The organism is Psychrobacter immobilis (assembly GCF_904846225.1).
Classification (GTDB): domain Bacteria; phylum Pseudomonadota; class Gammaproteobacteria; order Pseudomonadales; family Moraxellaceae; genus Psychrobacter; species Psychrobacter immobilis_F.
This window is the reverse complement of record NZ_CAJGZJ010000004.1, coordinates 134,968-151,652: the sequence shown is the minus strand read 5'-3', so window position 1 is coordinate 151,652 and position 16,685 is coordinate 134,968. Positions and strand designations below refer to the sequence as shown.

The following is a 16,685-nucleotide window of genomic DNA, read 5'->3' as shown; positions in this document are numbered from 1 at the left end:
AAAGCGCCGTAGAAACACTTTATCTACTTTAATAAATTCTATATTTTAGAGTACAAAAATGATAAAACACGCTGGATTTGCCATAGAAACCCAGCGTGTGACTGTCAATTTATATACTTATGACATGCCCTAAATTATTTAACAAATCGGCCTATTATTTAGGCTGCAATTGCAATAATTTACCAGCGCTGCCATCCTCTAACGCCCATACCTCACCATCCACTGCCGATACACTACGAACACGTTCGCCCATATCATAGCGATAACGCTCAGAAGCAGTATTATCATCAGCGACACTCACCACAATAAGCGCTTTCGATGATAGACCACTGATCAATAAATTGTCCTGCCACGCTGGAAAATCGCTATGCGTACCCGTAGAATATATGCTCATCGATGAAGGCGATATAACCGGTGTCCATGTGATTTTGGGCGCTTCCAATTCAGGACGAGTATCATGGTCAGGAATATCGAGACCTGAATAATCGCGCCCGTTAGAGACCATCGGCCAGCCATAATTCTTGCCTTTTTCGATTAGATTAAACTCATCGCCTCCCTGTGGGCCCATCTCATTTGCCCAAAATCTACCACTATCATCTATCGCCATACCCAGTACATTACGATTGCCTGTTGTCCAAAACTGTGAGCGAATATCGTTTTTGTCATTGGCAAACGGATTGTCTTTTGGCACCGAGCCATCAGGATTTAGTCTGATAATTTTACCCATATTCACGCTCATGTCTTGCGCTGGTTCTTTTTTCTGACGTTCACCTGAGCTGATATACAGATACTGTCCATCAGGTGAGAAGAGCAAACGGTGGCTATAATGACCTTGTCCTTCCACTTTTGGTGTCTGTTGCCAAATTGGCGCAATTGCTTGCAAGCTTGGCGTATCCGTATTTAATCCTGACAGTCTGGCTTTTATAACCTTGGCACCAAATTTATTACTGTCGTCTCCTTTACCCGCTTCTACATAGCTCATATAGACGTTATTGGAAGTTGCAAAATCTGGCGCAATGATAATGTCGCCAAGTCCGCCCTGCCCGCCATAGGCAACTTTTGGCACACCACTTACCATAGTCTTAGCACCAGTGGCAGTATCAACCACAAATAGCTCACCTGTTTTTTGTGTGATAAGGAATTTCAGTGGTTCATCATTGGTTTTAGGTAGGGCTGTCATTGCCCAAGGCTCGTTAAAAGTAGCAACGGAATTAGTGGTGAAAGTGGGTTTTTCAGTATTGGTTGAAGACTCAGTAGCAGCGCTTCTCGCTTCCTTGTATTTTGTGAGATCTTCACTGGTATTGACTACCGATTGATTGGAGCAAGCAGCAGTACTAAACAGTAATGCTGCTAGGGTAATCGGTAAAGTTAACGGCGTGCTGATATTGATTGTCGTCATTTTTTCCTCTCTATCCATTTTAAGGTCATGTTATGAAATCTTAAATTATTTATAGCATAGTAAATGTGTTAAAAAGGTAAAATAACACTAGGGCACCAAGCAAAAACCCCTTACTTGCTATTGCAAATAAGGGGTTTGATTTAACACATCATGATTAAAATCAACTCATTCTAAGCTTATCAAAAGTCAGTTTATCATCCGCACCGACCTCTACTTTTATGATATCGCCAGCGACGAAATAACCCGCCAGCAGTTTCAATGACAATGGGTTTTCGATCTCTTGCTGAATGGCACGTTTGAGTGGACGCGCCCCATAAACAGGATCATAGCCAACCGCGACCAATTTATTCATAGCATCGGCTGATAGCTCGATATCCATCTCGCGCTCGTGCAAACGTTGACGCAAGCGACCTAGCTGAATATCAGCAATGCCTGCCATCTGTGACAAACCAAGCGGATGAAAGACGACAATCTCATCAATACGGTTGACGAACTCTGGGCGAAAATGCTGACCAACGGAGTCCATAACTTCAGCCTTGATGTCCTCATAGCTTTCTCCAACCATCTCTTGGATTTTATGCGAACCCAAGTTACTGGTCATAATGATAACGGTATTTTTGAAATCGACCACACGACCTTGTGAGTCGGTCAAACGACCATCATCCAATACTTGCAGTAGAATATTGAACACATCAGGATGCGCTTTTTCGACTTCATCAAACAAAATCACGCTATACGGTTTGCGACGTACGGCCTCAGTCAATGCGCCACCTTCTTCATAACCGACATAACCTGGAGGCGCGCCAACCAAGCGACTGACGCTGTGCTTCTCCATGTATTCGCTCATATCGATACGTACAATCGCATCTTCAGAGTCAAATAAGAAGTTTGCCAATGACTTGGTAAGCTCCGTTTTACCGACACCCGTTGGTCCTAAAAATAAGAACGAACCTGAAGGACGATTGGGATCAGACAAGCCTGCACGACTACGACGTACGGCATTTGCCACCGCTTCGACCGCTTCATCCTGTCCAATGACGCGCTCATGCAGTTTTTCTTCCATGGCGAGCATTTTGTCGCGTTCGCCTTGCATCATTTTACTGACTGGAATGCCCGTCGCCGCTGCCACTACTTCTGCAATTTCATTATCTGTGACTTTATTGCGTAGCAGTTTTATGCCACTACCCTCACCTGTCTGCTCTTTTTGCTCTGCCAAGTCAGACTCATGAATACGGCGCTCTAACTGCGGAATGGTTTCATATTGCAGCTTACTCATGATCTCATAATCGCCTTCTCGGCTGGCTTTATCATAAGCAATACGGGTTTTGTCCAGCTCGTCTTTGAGCTGTTGACTGCCTTTGACCAATGCCTTTTCTGCTTGCCAAATCTCATTGAGATCAGCATATTCTTTTTCTAGCGCTTCAATTTGAGCATCGAGCACTCTACGCTCTGCTTGCGCTCCAGCATCTTCTTCATTTTTGAGCACTTCGCGCTGCATTTTTAGTTGAATCAAACGGCTATCAAGTTTACCCAATGATTCAGGCTTACTGTCCATCTCCATGCGCAAGCGACTGGCCGCTTCATCAATCAAATCAATCGCTTTATCCGGCAATTTGCGATCAGTGATATAACGATGGCTCATGCGCGCAGCAGCAATAATCGCACTGTCTTGAATATCAACGCCATGATGCAACTCGTAGCGCTCTTTGAGACCCCGTAATATCGCAATGGTGTCTTCGACCGTTGGCTCATCAACCAGTACTTTTTGGAAACGACGCTCAAGCGCCGCATCTTTTTCGATATACTTGCGGTATTCATCTAACGTCGTCGCACCGACGCAGTGCAGCTCACCACGTGCTAATGCAGGTTTTAGCATGTTTCCTGCATCCATCGCCCCTTCTGATTTACCAGCACCAACCATGGTATGCAGCTCATCGATAAATAAGATGACGTTGCCTTCTTGCTTGGCTAGGTCGCTGAGTACGCTTTTGAGACGCTCTTCAAACTCACCGCGGAATTTGGCCCCTGCAATGAGTGCGCCCAAATCTAGCGACAGTACTTCTTTACGGCGTAAACCTTCTGGCACATCGCCATTGATAATTTTTTGTGCAAGACCTTCAACGATAGCGGTTTTACCCACACCCGGCTCACCGATGAGCACTGGATTGTTTTTGGTACGACGCGATAGCACTTGGATAGTACGGCGAATCTCTTCGTCACGGCCGATGACAGGATCTAGCTTGCCAAGTTCCGCCTGCTCAGTCAGGTTAATGGTATATTTATTTAGCGCATCACGCTGATCTTCTGCATTTTGATTGTTTACCGTATCATCACCGCGCAGCTGCTCAATGACTGTCTTTAATTTGCTTGCTGTCACGCCCGCACTTTCAAATATTTTTTTGGTGTCGCCTTGCTCAGCGAGTGCCAATATTACCCATTCGGTTGCGATAAAATCATCGCCTTCTTTTTGTGCTTGACGATCTGCCAAGTTCAAAATTTTAACCGAGTTTGGGTTTAGGTTGACATCACCTGTCGGCTCACTAATCGTCGCTTGGTTGTCTAACGCTTTTGCCACGCCATTTTTTAGCGCAGGGATAGACGCGCCCGCTTGCTGACAGATAGACAAGTTAGATTCATCTTGTAGCAGTATGGCAAGCAAATGCACCGGATCGATACCAGTATGATCACGTCCTAGTGCCAGACTTTGTGCTTCTTGAATCGCTGATTGCAATTTTTGGGTAAATTTTTCGAACCTCATGATTGTGTCCTTTTATAATTGCTTATATAACTAAGCTTATATCGTTAATTAGTAGCGGTGGTTTTTTATAAGTATTAAATATTACCGCCAGCTTTTCGTTATTAACTATATAAGGTTTGTTGAGTAATATTTCAATATCAATTTAACTGTATTCAATAATAGTTGATGGCTTTTTAGGGCAAGTTGATACGAGTTAACGCCAGTAAAGAATAATGCTTTTCACATTAAACCTTACTAATAACAATGATATTGAATATAACCCCTTAATAGGCACGCTAGACAACTATTTCAAGAGAATAAACGAAAGAAATATGAGCATTCAAAAGACAGGAATGGGAATGATATATTAAAATAGAAAGGACAGAAAGTTAATATAAAAGATTACCAGTGGCTTTATAAACGCCGCTTACTCAACGATTTCAATAGGTGTGCCAACCTTGACGGCCGCCATAATTTCATCCATTTCATCATTGGTCACTGCCATACAGCCAGCCGTCCAATCACGTTGCTGATTAAGCATTGCCAATGCACCAAAGCCATTTTTTTGTCCATGAATCATGATAGCGCCGCCTGGACTGACGCCTCGTGATTTCGCATTGGCTTTATCGATGGCATTGGGGTAACTGACGTGCATAGAACGATAATATCCAGATTTTTCATTTTTATAATCGAGTGTATAACTGCCTATTGGCGTACGATTATCGCCTTCTTGTTGCTTATGACCAATGGGATTACCGCCGAGCGCAATATGATAAGATTGAATCACTTTGTCACCGCTCATTAACTGCAGACGACGCTCTGATTTATCGACCAAGACTTTATCGATAATGACGTCATGAGAAATAGACTGTTTTTGTTCTACGGCATTCTTAGCAGCAGCGATGGTACTCGTGCTAATAATAGTAGCAAAACTAAGCCCTATCGCGATGAAGAGCCAGCTTGAGTACTTATTAGAATTTGGACGAAAAAATGACATAGGCTTTAATCCTTATAATCAATGCGTGATAGCAATGAGTCATAATATATCAAAGCACTATGCCCTGTTTGATGATCAAGTTTTGTGCAAAAATGATGAATAAAATAAAAACGTGGTCTAGCAGTCGCTACACCATACGAATAGCGCCATCTAGACGAATGACTTCTCCATTTAAATAAGCATTATCAATAATGTGAAGAACCAGTTTGGCGAATTCATCAGGTGCGCCTAAACGTTTAGGATAAGGAACGCCCGCCTCTAGCTGCTCACGTGCCTTTTCAGGAATACTTTGCATCATTGGAGTAGCAAAAACACCCGGTGCAATCGTCATCACGCGAATACCATGACGCGCCAGCTCGCGAGCAAGCGGTAAAGTCAGACCGACCACACCCGCTTTTGATGAGGCGTAACTGGCTTGTGCTACTTGTCCATCAAAGGCAGCAATAGACGCGGTATTAATAATAATGCCTTGATCGACATTGGCTTCATCTGATGGTTTAGCAGCCACTCGCTTAGCGATACTAGCAGCGACAAGACGCGCAACATTAAAAGAGCCAACCAAGTTAATATTAACCCCGCGACTAAACGACTCAAGATCGGCGGGATTATTTTCACGATCCAATAGCTTTTGTACGACGACAATACCCGCGCAGTTAATCGAACCTTGCAGACCGCCAAATGCTTTTTCAGCCATAGCGACAGCCGCTTGCACGTCATCGCCACTGGTGACATCACAACGGACAAAACGTGCGTTATCGCCCAACTCGTTGACCAAGGCATTGCCAGCGGATTCATTGAGATCAGCGATGACGACTTTACCGCCTTTAGCGACAATAGCGCGAACCACTGCCTCGCCCAAACCGGATGCACCGCCAGTAACCAAAAAGCTGTGTTGTTCAATTTGCATAACTATTCCTTGGTATTATTATTTACGTCCGTTTTATTATTTGGTACATACTTTGATTTATTTAAGAAGCGGATAAACTTCTCAGTAAAAACCGTTGAATCTTACCACTTGGTGTCTTTGGTAGCTCAGACACAAACTCAATTTCGCGCGGATAGGCATGTGCCGATAGACGCTTACGTACCAAATCTTTGATTTGTTGCGCAATTTCTTCAGTGCCTTCGATACCGTCTTTTAACACCACATAAGATTTGATAGTATGACCGCGCTCCTCATCCGGGATGCCAACGGCGGCTGACTCTGCAACAGCGTCGTGTTCGAGTACCGTATTTTCAACATCGGTCGGACCCACTCGATAACCTGCGGTAGTAATGATGTCATCGTCACGCCCTGAGAACCAATAACTGCCATCACTATGGCGCTCGACCACATCACCAGTCAGATAATAATCATCGACGAACGCTTGTTTTTCATTCCAGCTATAACCACGGAAATAAAACGCGGGTGATTGACTGACCACCACAGCTAACTGTCCTTGCTCACCATCAGGCAATACATTTATATCATCATCTAATACCACCAGCGTATGCCCAGGTAGCGCCATGCCCATCGAACCTACGGGAGATTTATGCGCCAGCGCATGATGGGCACAACACGTCATGCCTGTCTCTGTCTGACCATAATGATCGCAAATTTTGCAGCTTAAATAAGTATCAACCCAATTCACCACTTCGGTATTTAAAGTCTCGCCTGCTGAATTGGCACAGCGTAGCGATAACTTGGCATTGACATCATTATGCGCTTTTTCAAAAATGCCACTCGACTTCATCATGCGAAATGCCGTTGGTGAAGAGGCTATATTGGTAATCTTGTGACGTACCATGAAGTCACGGGTATTCTGAGCATCAAAACCCGCTTCATTAAAATAAGTGGTAACGCCTAACAATAAAGGACCCGTAATCGCATAATACAAGCCATATGCCCAGCCTGGATCGGCCATATTCCAGTAATGATCGTCCTCGCGTAAATCAATGGCATAGCGCATATATAAATAAAAGGCTGATAACGCCGCTAACGGCACGCTGACGCCTTTAGCTTTACCAACCGTACCTGAGGTAAACATCTGTAAAAATGGCGAATCGGTATCTAAAATGACGGGCTCTATCGTTTGTGACTGCGCTGCTGTCATTGCAACATAGCTATCATCGCCCCAACTTTGCGCATCCTCCTCGCTACCCACCAAGACCATCTTGGTCTGCTCAGCCAAGTCTTCAAACTTGTCACGATTCTCTTGATTGGTAAAGACGACCTTGGTATTCGCTTTGTCCATGCGATATTTGATAGAATCATAACCAAAAGCGGTAAATAGCGGTTGATACACCGCGCCAATCCGCCAAATTGCTAATACAATCGTCAATAACTCGGGAGTACGCGGCAACATAGTGGCGACTTGATCGCCTACTTTTACACCATAAGACTGAAGTAAATTGGCGACTTGCGCGCTTGCTTTATCTAGCTCAGCAAAGCTCATACGTGTCACAGTGCCTGCCGTATCTTCATGCACTAATGCAAGATTATCCGCGCGGCCATCACGCACATGGCGACCGCAACACGCCATATAAGCGTTCAATCGATCGTCCAAATGCTCGCCAAAGATTTCTGTCGATAATGCATTGATATCGAAGTTATTGTAGTAATCAGTATAGTTTTTTGGCGTAATTGAACAGTCTGTAGCAGTAATCGTAGAGTTATCAGTGGAGGTATTCATAAGCTAATCCTTTAGCAATAGCAGGTAACTGGTAAAATGGTGTTTATGATTGCACGTCGGTCACATCCTATAGGCCGTTTTGCAATCGTATTTAACATGACCTATTAGTAACGCATTTTTATATTTATTTCAATACATAACGTATCATTTATCATAAATCTCGTCCAGATAATTATATGACTGCTCATGCATCATCAGCGCCTTATCTATTCGATCTGTTGCGCAAATCAGTATCTTAGCGAGATTTTTAACACAGTATTGGATGATTTTAGCAATCCGCTCCTTATTTATTAATAATAAAAGGCAGGATTATTTTTCGCCGCATCGAAGTTAAAATATCAAATTAAAATGATTAGACTAAATATGTCCAACAATGAATCGAGCAAAAAATAGTCGCTATCTAAGATACTAAACGATGACGAATTATGCACGCATCCTGTCATTCATTGCTTTATTATTTTTTTACTGTGCTCAAAAATCCAAGCAACGCCTTCTCTTCAACGCTTTGATACTTCTTAGTACGTCCGCGATGTGCTTCCTTATAAGACTCAAAAAACTGACCCGCTAAGAATTGCTCAATAATGATAGGATTAATATAAGAAGAACGGCAGACAGCGGGGGTATTACCAAGTGCTTCTGCCACCTCCTTGACCATATCCGTGACCAACTGCTGGCGGTCAGAGCTTTCAGGCTCACTGGCTAGTATGTTTTTGCCGTCTGCTGTATCAAGCACGTCATACAGATGACTCGCAGCCAATACGCTTGCCATCCACGTACGAAAATCTTTGGCACTGTAACGTTTATCCACACAATCTTTAGCACTGCTACCACTATCCGCACAAAGATGCTCACGTAGATAATCATTAATATCAGCGCTATCGACGGCTTGCTTGTCACCATTTTCATCGAGATACTTAAAAACTTGATAACCAGGCAACTCAGAGCACGCTTGCACAATTTCAATCAAACGCTCATCTTGCAATTCAATATGATGCTCTTTTGAGCTTTTACCAACGAAATCAAAGGCCAAACCTGTGTCCGTTTCGTTGACATGCTTGCTTCTGAGCGTACTTAAACCATAGCTCTTATTCAACTTAGCATAACGACTATTACCGATACGAATCAAAGTCGTCTCTAATAATTTGACCACCGCCGCGAGGACATTGGCTCGTGATAAAGGCGCTGCCTCCAAGTCTTTTTCGACTTGAGCGCGCAAATTTGGCAATGCTTCTGCAAAGCCAATCATCGCATCAAACTTGGCTTGGTCGCGGACCCGATCCCACTCTGGATGGTACAAGTACTGTTTACGTGCTTTGTCATCACGCCCTGTTGATTGCAGATGTCCTTTATTATCTTGGCATATCCAAACCTCTGACCACATTGGCGGTATCACTAGCGCATCAAACCGCTTACGCAATGCTTTGTCTTTTACCGTTTTGCCAGTCGCATCTCGATAAGTAAACCCTTTGCCCCAACGTCTGCGTCCATATCCCGGTTCATCATCGCTCACATAGCGCAGATTTGCCAAACCAGCTAAGTGCTCATAATCATGACGCACATCTGGCGTGGTGGTCTGTTGGTCTGCCTTAGTCATAAGAATACTCGTTTGATAAATGAATCGTTTTAGCATAATGAATTCAGGCTATTTTTGCTGTTTGTTTGCCACGGATAAAGTGTAATCCTGTGTAAAATAAAATGGATACAAGGGTTCTAAACTATTCGTTTTTGAGGCATAATTTAGCAAAAATTAAAACTTAAGTTGAAAAAATTATGACAAATTCATCTGTAAAAATAACACCATTATCTAAAGCTGATTACGACCTTTGGTTAGAATTGTGGCAACGTTATCTGACGTTTTATGAAACGGTATTACCACTTAGCACAACTGAACATACATGGCTCAATTTACTAGATAAAGACTTAGCTATCTATGGCTTTGGGGCGTGGAAAAATGATATCTTGGTAGGCATCACTCACGTGGTGCTGCGTCCCAATACTTGGAATACTACAGAGTGTTGTTATCTAGAGGATTTGTACGTTAGTGAGTCTGTGCGCGGGCAAGGCGTGGGGCGAGCGTTGATTGAGTATGTGTACGACTTTGCCAAGCAAAAAAACTGCAACCGTGTCTATTGGCATACTCAAGAAAGCAACACATCAGCTCGTACACTTTATGAAAAGATAGCGACTAAGACCGATGTGGTTCAGTATAGTAAAACCTTATGAGTTTGATTCACTCTATAATCAAAAAAATTCAAAAGCGCGACAGTACTACTGGGATGAATATTTCGAAGCCTCTGTCAGCAACGACACAGCAAGCGAGGAAAATTTATACCAGTAGTAACTGACTATCAGTGCGTCGATTTAACTTTTAACCGACTGCATATCGATAAATTTTGCTCAAATAATATCCATAAAAAACGCCAAGCGTTAGATACTTGGCGTTGGTTGTTTTAAGACAGCGTTAGTCATATAAATGTAGTTTTAACTTAACAAATGTTATTTACCATACACACATAAATAAGCGGTTTCGACGTCTACTTTTACCTGAAACTTTTTATTGGCGTCAACGGTAAATTGCTCGCCAGCGTTAAAGGTTTGCCAGTCATCACTTTCTGGTAGCTTGACCGTCAATGCGCCGCTAACCACGCTCATGGTTTCGAATTCGCTAGTACCAAATTCGTACTCACCAATTTCCATCACACCAACAGTAGCTGGCTTAGTTGCTGTTTGGAAAGCAATAGAAGTGACTTTATTATCAAAATAATTATTAACGCTTGGCATAATGGTTCCTTAATAAGGTTTTAGGTAATATTTCAAAGATGTTTTTATAGACCTGCTTTTAGACTCGCTTCGATAAATTGATCGAGGTCGCCATCGAGCACAGCACCGGTATTAAAAGTCTCGACGCCAGTACGCAAATCCTTAATACGTGAGTCATCCAATACATAAGAGCGAATTTGACTGCCCCAACCAACGTCGGATTTGCCATCTTCAACCGCTTGCTGTTTTTCCATCCGTTTTTGCATTTCAAGCTCATACAGCTTGGCACGCAGCATTTTCATGGCAGTTGCTTTGTTACCGTGTTGGCTACGCTCGTTTTGACAGGTCACCACCACCCCACTCGGCTCATGGGTAATACGAACGGCAGAATCAGTGGTGTTGACGTGCTGACCACCCGCACCCGATGAACGATAAGTATCGATGCGCAAGTCAGCCGGATTGATATCAATATCGACATTATCATCGATTTCAGGCGAGACAAAAACGGCGGCAAATGACGTATGACGGCCATTGTTACTATCAAACGGTGATTTGCGTACGAGACGATGTACACCAATCTCGGTACGAAGCCAACCAAAGGCATAATCGCCTTTGATCTCAATGGTCGCTGATTTAATTCCAGCGACACCGCCAGCGGAGACTTCGATCACATCAACCTTGAAGTCGTGAGCTTCTGCCCAGCGTGTGTACATACGCAGCAGCATTTCTGCCCAATCTTGCGCCTCTGTACCGCCACTGCCTGACTGGATATCCAAGTAGCAGTTGTTCGCGTCCATCTCACCACTAAACATGCGACGAAACTCTAAATCCGCAACGCGTTTTTCTGCATTGTCCAGCTCGCTTTGCACATCAGCAAGCAGTGACGCATCGTCTTCTTCTACTGCCAGCTCTAGCATCGCAGACGCATCTTCTAACGTGGTTTCTAGTGAGACCACGACATCAATGACACCATCAAGATGACTTTTTTCTTTATTAATCTTGGTCGCACGCTCTGGATCGTTCCATAGCTCGGGATTTTCTAATTCTAAATTGACTTCTTCTAAGCGTTCTTGCTTACCATCGAAGTCAAAGATACCTCCGCAAATCCTGCCCACGCTCGGATAAATCTTTGATTTGTTCTTGATACGGATTGATTTCCATAAATTTTCCTGTTTTTAAATGATGCCTGTTTTTGAATAATGCCTGTTTTTTGCATGATAAATGCATAATAAATACGGTGCTATTTTAAATGAGATTAAGATCAAATGGTTGGCTAATTGCTATTGACATACACTATAAAATAATCACAGTGCTACTGGATAATTTTTGCGCCGCCTCTGTCTGCGCAGGCACAGCAAGTAAGGAAAACTTATCCCAGTAGCGCATGATAGTATTTGACCTTATTTTATGTAGTGTTGACGATATTGACCATACATTGAACAAACTACATTGACCAATCTTCTACTGCCCAGCGATGGGCGAGCGCATGCGCATGTAATGACTCATCAGGTGACACACAAATAGCCACGTCTGCCCATTCAAGCAAAGGAATGTCATTTTTGGAGTCTGAATAAGCATACGTCTTCTCAAACGTCATACCGGCTGCTTGCTGCTTATCGAGCCATTTATTGAGGTGATAAATCTTACCTTCTTTAAAATTTGGTTTATCCGTCAATTTACCTGTGTAGCGCTCGTTTTTAATCTCAAGTGGAGTCGATAACACATTGGCATCTTCAATACCAAATCGTTTCGCAATAGCAGAAACCACAAAATCATTGGTTGCAGAGATAATCACGACATCATGACCACGCTCAATGTGCTGACACAATACCTCCATCGCTTTCGGACGAATATGCGGCTCGATTTCACTTTTAATATAGTCTTCCCGCAGCTCATGCAATCTATCTAGTGGCAGACTACTCAAAAACTGGGCGACAAACTCATTGTACTCAGTTGCATCCAGCGTGCCTTCGATATAATCTTGATAAAACTTCTGATTGGCCGTGCGATATTCAGCTTCGTCGACAAGATTGTGCTTGACGATATATTCACCCCACAGATAGTCGCTATCAACATCTAGCAAAGTATGGTCTAAATCAAATAATGCCAATTCTTTTTGAGAACGCTGTGCTTGATTTGTCTGCATAATGAGACCTTATCGTGGTTTGTTAAAAGATAGAATTTTTAGTACTGGTTATAAACGATTGCATGAATAGAAAAATTGACGTTATAAATAAAAAACGTCATCAATAAGTTTTTGAGAATATTACGCCGCGCCAAGCAAAATCATGGTAGCTTATTTTATATAATAGTATCTACTGCGTTAATGAAAATTTTGAGGGACTTTATGAAATTGCTCAGTAATAAAAACCACTTGTCCCGTAGACCACGTCGCCCTGCTCGCTCAATTAGAGAAATCAGGCAGCGTCAACTAGGTAATAGCTATCAGTCAACCTTAGATCGTACGATTTACGCGCTTTTGAACGGTTTGATGTACGGCTTTGGCGGCTTACTCATTGACATGGCTATTGTGGTCATCCGCTCAATATTTGGTAGTGGTAACGGCGATATTTTTTGGTTGTTCACGCCTTTCATGTTGATACTTGGGGCTTTACTAGGTTTTATCGTTGGCAAATCTGCTGGTGCTGAAAGCGTCAACGCATTGAGTATCGACGATGCGACCAATAATAACGCTTATCTCAATGACTATTCTGTACGCCATGATATTTTTCGCGGTCTTGTTATTGGTATTATCATTTTTGCCATTATTTGGCTGGTAATGATGCTGATGGCATAAATTTAATGTTTGGCAAAAATCAGCTATTTTGAAATGGCTGATCTTAAGCGCATTTGGTTCAGCCTCATTAAACGCATCATATACTCTCTGATGGCAGAATCTAGTTTGGCATGGCGATTTCTTTTAGACCTGTTTTAAACTTTTGACAACGCTCCGCATAATGCATTGCTGATGCTTTTAGCATGGCTGCCTGCTCATCGGTCAGTGTCTTGACCACTTTTGCAGGCGCGCCCATGACCAATGAATTATCTGGAATCTGCTGACCCTCAGTGACCAATGCTTTGGCACCAATTAGACAGTTTTTTCCAATTTTGGCATTATTTAATACAACTGCGCCAATACCAATCAAACTATTGTCACCGATTTCGCAACCGTGTAGCATCGCTAAGTGACCAATCGTGACATAATTACCAATTTTTGCGTGCACGCCTGCATCCGTATGGATGACGCTGTTTTCTTGTACATTACTGTAGTCACCGATGTGAATACGTTCATTATCACCGCGTAACACCGCGCCAAACCAAATGCTGGCTTGATGCCCTAAATATACATCACCAATCACCTGCGCTGAGTCTGCCACCCAACCATTAAATGGTACCGCGAATTCAGGGACTTTGTCTAAATATTGATAAATCATAGTCTATCCTTAGTTTTTATTAATAAGTGTTCGATGATATAAAAAATTAGCTAAATTTTATAGTACAATCGCCGCAGAATTAAGACCAGTCAAACTGATTATCTCAAGAAGACAATGACAAGCCACTAGCATCTGTTTGATGATTTACAAATAGACATTGCTGATCGCTAAAATCATTACTGAAAAAGCGTTATTAGTTATTAATAGCATCTTGCCATCTGTAGTAGCAAATTATAGCAAAAACATCTTTAGGAATGAGGCTATGAGCCACAAAAAACAAGCTGCACTACTGTTATTATCGTCAGGCTTGATAATGACCAGTCCGATTTGCGCTGCTAATAACTCCGATATTGAGCGTGCAGGTAATATTATAGCTGTTGCTATCCCAGCGATTGCCTACGGTAGCACTTATTATATGGATGATAAAGCGGGTCGTCAGCAATTTTATAAATCATTTGCAACTAACATTGCTGCAACTCAAGCGCTTAAATTGACTGTCAATAAAGAGCGACCCAATGGTGAAGATAATAATTCTTTTCCATCGGGGCATACCTCCGTAGCCTTCCAAGGGGCTAGCTTTATCCATAAGCGTTATGGACTACAATACAGTATCCCCGCTTATGTAGGGGCAGGTCTTGTCGCTTATAGCCGCATTGAATCCGATCAACACGACACCACTGATGTGCTAGCAGGAGCGGCATTAGGTATTGCCAGCAGTCTATACTTAACCAAAAGCTATAGTGACCAGTTGCATATCGCTACTGACTTAGCGCCAGATTATTATGGCTTAAGCGTTCATTACGAATTCCCATAGCTTCTACAATATTAGGGCATGTCCTCAATCTGAACAAAAGCGAATAAATGGGCTAAAAATAGCTAAATCTTACCAAACGTCGTCAAATAGCTAGTCAATATCTCGATATTATCTGCACTATTTTCCTTGTTTGGCTGTCATTTATCTTATTTTTATCACCATTTTCAGATTGAGGACACGCCCTAATCAGCTTTGCAAATTTTTTACAGATGCTGATTTTGCGGCAATATTTATAAACACTGGCCCTTAAGCAAAAATTTTAGTATAATGCGCAAAATCTGTGCCTAAGCGAGCGGACATGATGCAAGTTACCTATTCACTATCTAGTGAGTTTTGTAGTTTTCATCAATAATGTCTTCTCGCTTTTTTGTGGAAAAATTTTAGGGTTAGTTCTTTTTTTATACTTATTTAGCAACAGTTAGATAGATATAAAGAGGCATTTTGATCAAAAAATTTATCGCAAAAAATGATGGCACTCACACATAATAGCGGAGGCAACCCTTGAATTCATCGACAGAAATACAAGCAATTTTGGCACTAGCAGACGGTACGATTTTTCGCGGTGTCAGTATCGGCAGCCTTGGTCATCGTGTCGGTGAGGTGGTATTTAATACAGCCATGACAGGGTATCAAGAAATCCTAACTGACCCAAGCTACGCGCGTCAATTGGTCACCCTCACCTATCCGCACATCGGCAACACTGGCACCAACAGCGAGGACACCGAGTCTGGTAATGGCCATCAAATATGGGCCGACGGTCTCATCATCCGTGACGCAACCATGGTTACCTCAAATTTCCGTAATTCTGAATCACTGAGCGACTATCTACAGCGTAACGAGACAGTGGCTATCGCTGAAATCGATACACGCCAGCTGACTCGTCTACTACGTGATAAAGGCGCGCAGAACGGCTGTATTATGACTGCATCAGACGGTGAGACGATTAGCAGCGACGATGAGCAACAAGCGATCAAACTGGCACAAGCATTTGCTGGTCTCGAAGGTATGGATTTGGCAAAAGAGTGCTGCACGACAGAGAGCTTTGAATGGACAGCGGGTACATGGGATTTATCAGATACCCTTCTCAATCGTGATCTAATAGGCAGTCACGACAGTGGTACGGGCGGCTTCTTTAAGCAGCTGGGCACTCATATTGATGCAAAATACAATGTCGTGGCTTATGACTTCGGTAGTAAAACCAATATCTTGCGTATGCTCGTAGACCGTGGTTGTCATGTGACAGTTGTACCAGCCCAAACGCCTATCGCAGACGTGCTCGCAATGAACCCAGACGGTATCTTCTTATCAAACGGCCCTGGTGATCCTGCGGCTTGTGATTATGCCATCGATGCGGTCCGTCACATCATTGAAGAGACGAACATTCCCACTTTTGGCATTTGCTTAGGTCATCAGCTGATTGGTCTTGCCAGCGGCGCAAACACTATCAAAATGAAAACGGGCCATCATGGTGCTAACCATCCAGTACAAGATCTAGCGACAGGCACGGTGATGATTACCAGTCAAAACCATGGTTTTGCGGTTGATGAAAATACATTGCCAGACAACGTCAAATCTACGCATCGTTCACTATTTGATGGTACCAACCAAGGCATCGAGCTGACCAATAAGCCTGTGTTTAGCTTCCAAGGTCACCCAGAAGCCAGCCCTGGTCCACATGACTGTGCGCCACTGTTTGATAAGTTTGCTGAGATGATGGCTAAGGCTAAAGCGTAAGCTGTTAAGTAGCTTTTAACTATAAGCCATTAGCAATCAGTAGATATTCGTTATATAGCTTAGATCACGAACGATGGTTTAAGCTGACCTACGCAAAATACGATAGTACTTATTCAAATTATAAATAAATTAAAACAT

General features: G+C 42.8%; 14 protein-coding genes. 4 read left to right on the top strand and 10 right to left on the bottom strand.

The window, feature by feature from the left end; translation table 11 throughout:
- Nucleotides 1-154 precede the first annotated feature (154 nt).
- From JMX48_RS04750 to JMX48_RS04725, 6 genes are all read right to left on the bottom strand, one after another.
- Nucleotides 155-1,399: a PQQ-dependent sugar dehydrogenase gene (locus tag JMX48_RS04750; protein ID WP_201534965.1), complete on the bottom strand. Its 1,245-nt coding sequence runs from the start codon at nt 1,397-1,399 to the stop codon at nt 155-157.
- A 160-nt stretch (nt 1,400-1,559) separates the two neighbouring features.
- Nucleotides 1,560-4,157: an ATP-dependent chaperone ClpB gene (clpB, locus tag JMX48_RS04745; RefSeq protein ID WP_201534964.1), complete on the bottom strand. Its 2,598-nt coding sequence runs from the start codon at nt 4,155-4,157 to the stop codon at nt 1,560-1,562.
- 406 nt (nt 4,158-4,563) lie between these two features.
- Nucleotides 4,564-5,133, bottom strand: a complete 570-nt coding sequence (locus tag JMX48_RS04740; RefSeq protein ID WP_201534963.1) for a L,D-transpeptidase family protein — start codon at nt 5,131-5,133, stop codon at nt 4,564-4,566.
- A 127-nt stretch (nt 5,134-5,260) separates the two neighbouring features.
- The gene (locus JMX48_RS04735; protein WP_201534962.1) at nt 5,261-6,040 is read right to left on the bottom strand and encodes an SDR family NAD(P)-dependent oxidoreductase; all 780 of its coding nucleotides are present in this window, start codon (nt 6,038-6,040) and stop codon (nt 5,261-5,263) included.
- A 61-nt stretch (nt 6,041-6,101) separates the two neighbouring features.
- Entirely contained in the window at nt 6,102-7,805 is a 1,704-nt protein-coding gene (locus JMX48_RS04730; protein ID WP_201534959.1) for an AMP-binding protein, read from the bottom strand.
- A 454-nt stretch (nt 7,806-8,259) separates the two neighbouring features.
- On the bottom strand, nt 8,260-9,399 hold the full coding sequence (locus tag JMX48_RS04725; protein WP_201534956.1) for a DNA topoisomerase IB: 1,140 nt from the start codon (nt 9,397-9,399) through the stop codon (nt 8,260-8,262).
- 176 nt (nt 9,400-9,575) lie between these two features.
- On the opposite strand from JMX48_RS04725, the gene JMX48_RS04720 reads away from it, so the two are divergent.
- On the top strand, nt 9,576-10,028 hold the full coding sequence (locus tag JMX48_RS04720; protein ID WP_201534953.1) for a GNAT family N-acetyltransferase: 453 nt from the start codon (nt 9,576-9,578) through the stop codon (nt 10,026-10,028).
- A 273-nt stretch (nt 10,029-10,301) separates the two neighbouring features.
- Here JMX48_RS04720 and JMX48_RS04715 read toward each other — a convergent pair whose 3' ends face one another.
- The 3 genes from JMX48_RS04715 to JMX48_RS04705 all read right to left on the bottom strand — a co-directional run bounded on the left by JMX48_RS04715 (nt 10,302) and on the right by JMX48_RS04705 (nt 12,711).
- Entirely contained in the window at nt 10,302-10,586 is a 285-nt protein-coding gene (locus JMX48_RS04715) for a pyrimidine/purine nucleoside phosphorylase (protein WP_201534950.1), read from the bottom strand.
- 44 nt (nt 10,587-10,630) lie between these two features.
- Nucleotides 10,631-11,726 (bottom strand): peptide chain release factor 2 gene (prfB, locus tag JMX48_RS04710; RefSeq protein WP_201534948.1). Its coding sequence is split into 2 segments (ribosomal slippage): nt 10,631-11,653 and nt 11,655-11,726, totalling 1,095 coding nucleotides; the frame shifts between segments, so codons are not numbered across the junction.
- Nucleotides 11,727-12,009: 283 nt separating this feature from the next.
- The gene (locus JMX48_RS04705; protein ID WP_201534946.1) at nt 12,010-12,711 is read right to left on the bottom strand and encodes an HAD family hydrolase; all 702 of its coding nucleotides are present in this window, start codon (nt 12,709-12,711) and stop codon (nt 12,010-12,012) included.
- Between the two features lie 201 nt (nt 12,712-12,912).
- Here JMX48_RS04705 and JMX48_RS04700 point away from each other — a divergent pair, with 201 nt between their 5' ends.
- Nucleotides 12,913-13,362: a hypothetical protein gene (locus tag JMX48_RS04700; RefSeq protein WP_201534944.1), complete on the top strand. Its 450-nt coding sequence runs from the start codon at nt 12,913-12,915 to the stop codon at nt 13,360-13,362.
- Nucleotides 13,363-13,462: 100 nt separating this feature from the next.
- On the opposite strand, the gene JMX48_RS04695 is transcribed toward JMX48_RS04700, so the two are convergent.
- On the bottom strand, nt 13,463-13,999 hold the full coding sequence (locus tag JMX48_RS04695) for a gamma carbonic anhydrase family protein (protein ID WP_201534942.1): 537 nt from the start codon (nt 13,997-13,999) through the stop codon (nt 13,463-13,465).
- Between the two features lie 262 nt (nt 14,000-14,261).
- Here JMX48_RS04695 and JMX48_RS04690 point away from each other — a divergent pair, with 262 nt between their 5' ends.
- Nucleotides 14,262-14,813: a phosphatase PAP2 family protein gene (locus tag JMX48_RS04690; RefSeq protein ID WP_201534940.1), complete on the top strand. Its 552-nt coding sequence runs from the start codon at nt 14,262-14,264 to the stop codon at nt 14,811-14,813.
- A 501-nt stretch (nt 14,814-15,314) separates the two neighbouring features.
- Nucleotides 15,315-16,547, top strand: coding sequence for a glutamine-hydrolyzing carbamoyl-phosphate synthase small subunit (carA, locus tag JMX48_RS04685; protein WP_201534938.1), 1,233 nt, complete (start codon nt 15,315-15,317; stop codon nt 16,545-16,547).
- The last annotated feature ends 138 nt before the right edge of the window (nt 16,548-16,685 follow it).

Bases quoted from the DNA above. Each gene is read 5' to 3' on its own strand.
- JMX48_RS04720 (WP_201534953.1), top strand. From the start codon at position 9,576: ATGACAAATTCATCTGTAAAAATAACACCATTATCTAAAGCTGATTAC.
- JMX48_RS04690 (WP_201534940.1), top strand. From the start codon at position 14,262: ATGAGCCACAAAAAACAAGCTGCACTACTGTTATTATCGTCAGGCTTG.
- JMX48_RS04730 (WP_201534959.1), bottom strand. From the start codon at position 7,805: ATGAATACCTCCACTGATAACTCTACGATTACTGCTACAGACTGTTCA.
- JMX48_RS04740 (WP_201534963.1), bottom strand. From the start codon at position 5,133: ATGTCATTTTTTCGTCCAAATTCTAATAAGTACTCAAGCTGGCTCTTC.
- JMX48_RS04750 (WP_201534965.1), bottom strand. From the start codon at position 1,399: ATGACGACAATCAATATCAGCACGCCGTTAACTTTACCGATTACCCTA.
- JMX48_RS04695 (WP_201534942.1), bottom strand. From the start codon at position 13,999: ATGATTTATCAATATTTAGACAAAGTCCCTGAATTCGCGGTACCATTT.
- JMX48_RS04715 (WP_201534950.1), bottom strand. From the start codon at position 10,586: ATGCCAAGCGTTAATAATTATTTTGATAATAAAGTCACTTCTATTGCT.
- JMX48_RS04725 (WP_201534956.1), bottom strand. From the start codon at position 9,399: ATGACTAAGGCAGACCAACAGACCACCACGCCAGATGTGCGTCATGAT.
- clpB (WP_201534964.1), bottom strand. From the start codon at position 4,157: ATGAGGTTCGAAAAATTTACCCAAAAATTGCAATCAGCGATTCAAGAA.
- JMX48_RS04705 (WP_201534946.1), bottom strand. From the start codon at position 12,711: ATGCAGACAAATCAAGCACAGCGTTCTCAAAAAGAATTGGCATTATTT.
- JMX48_RS04700 (WP_201534944.1), top strand. From the start codon at position 12,913: ATGAAATTGCTCAGTAATAAAAACCACTTGTCCCGTAGACCACGTCGC.
- JMX48_RS04735 (WP_201534962.1), bottom strand. From the start codon at position 6,040: ATGCAAATTGAACAACACAGCTTTTTGGTTACTGGCGGTGCATCCGGT.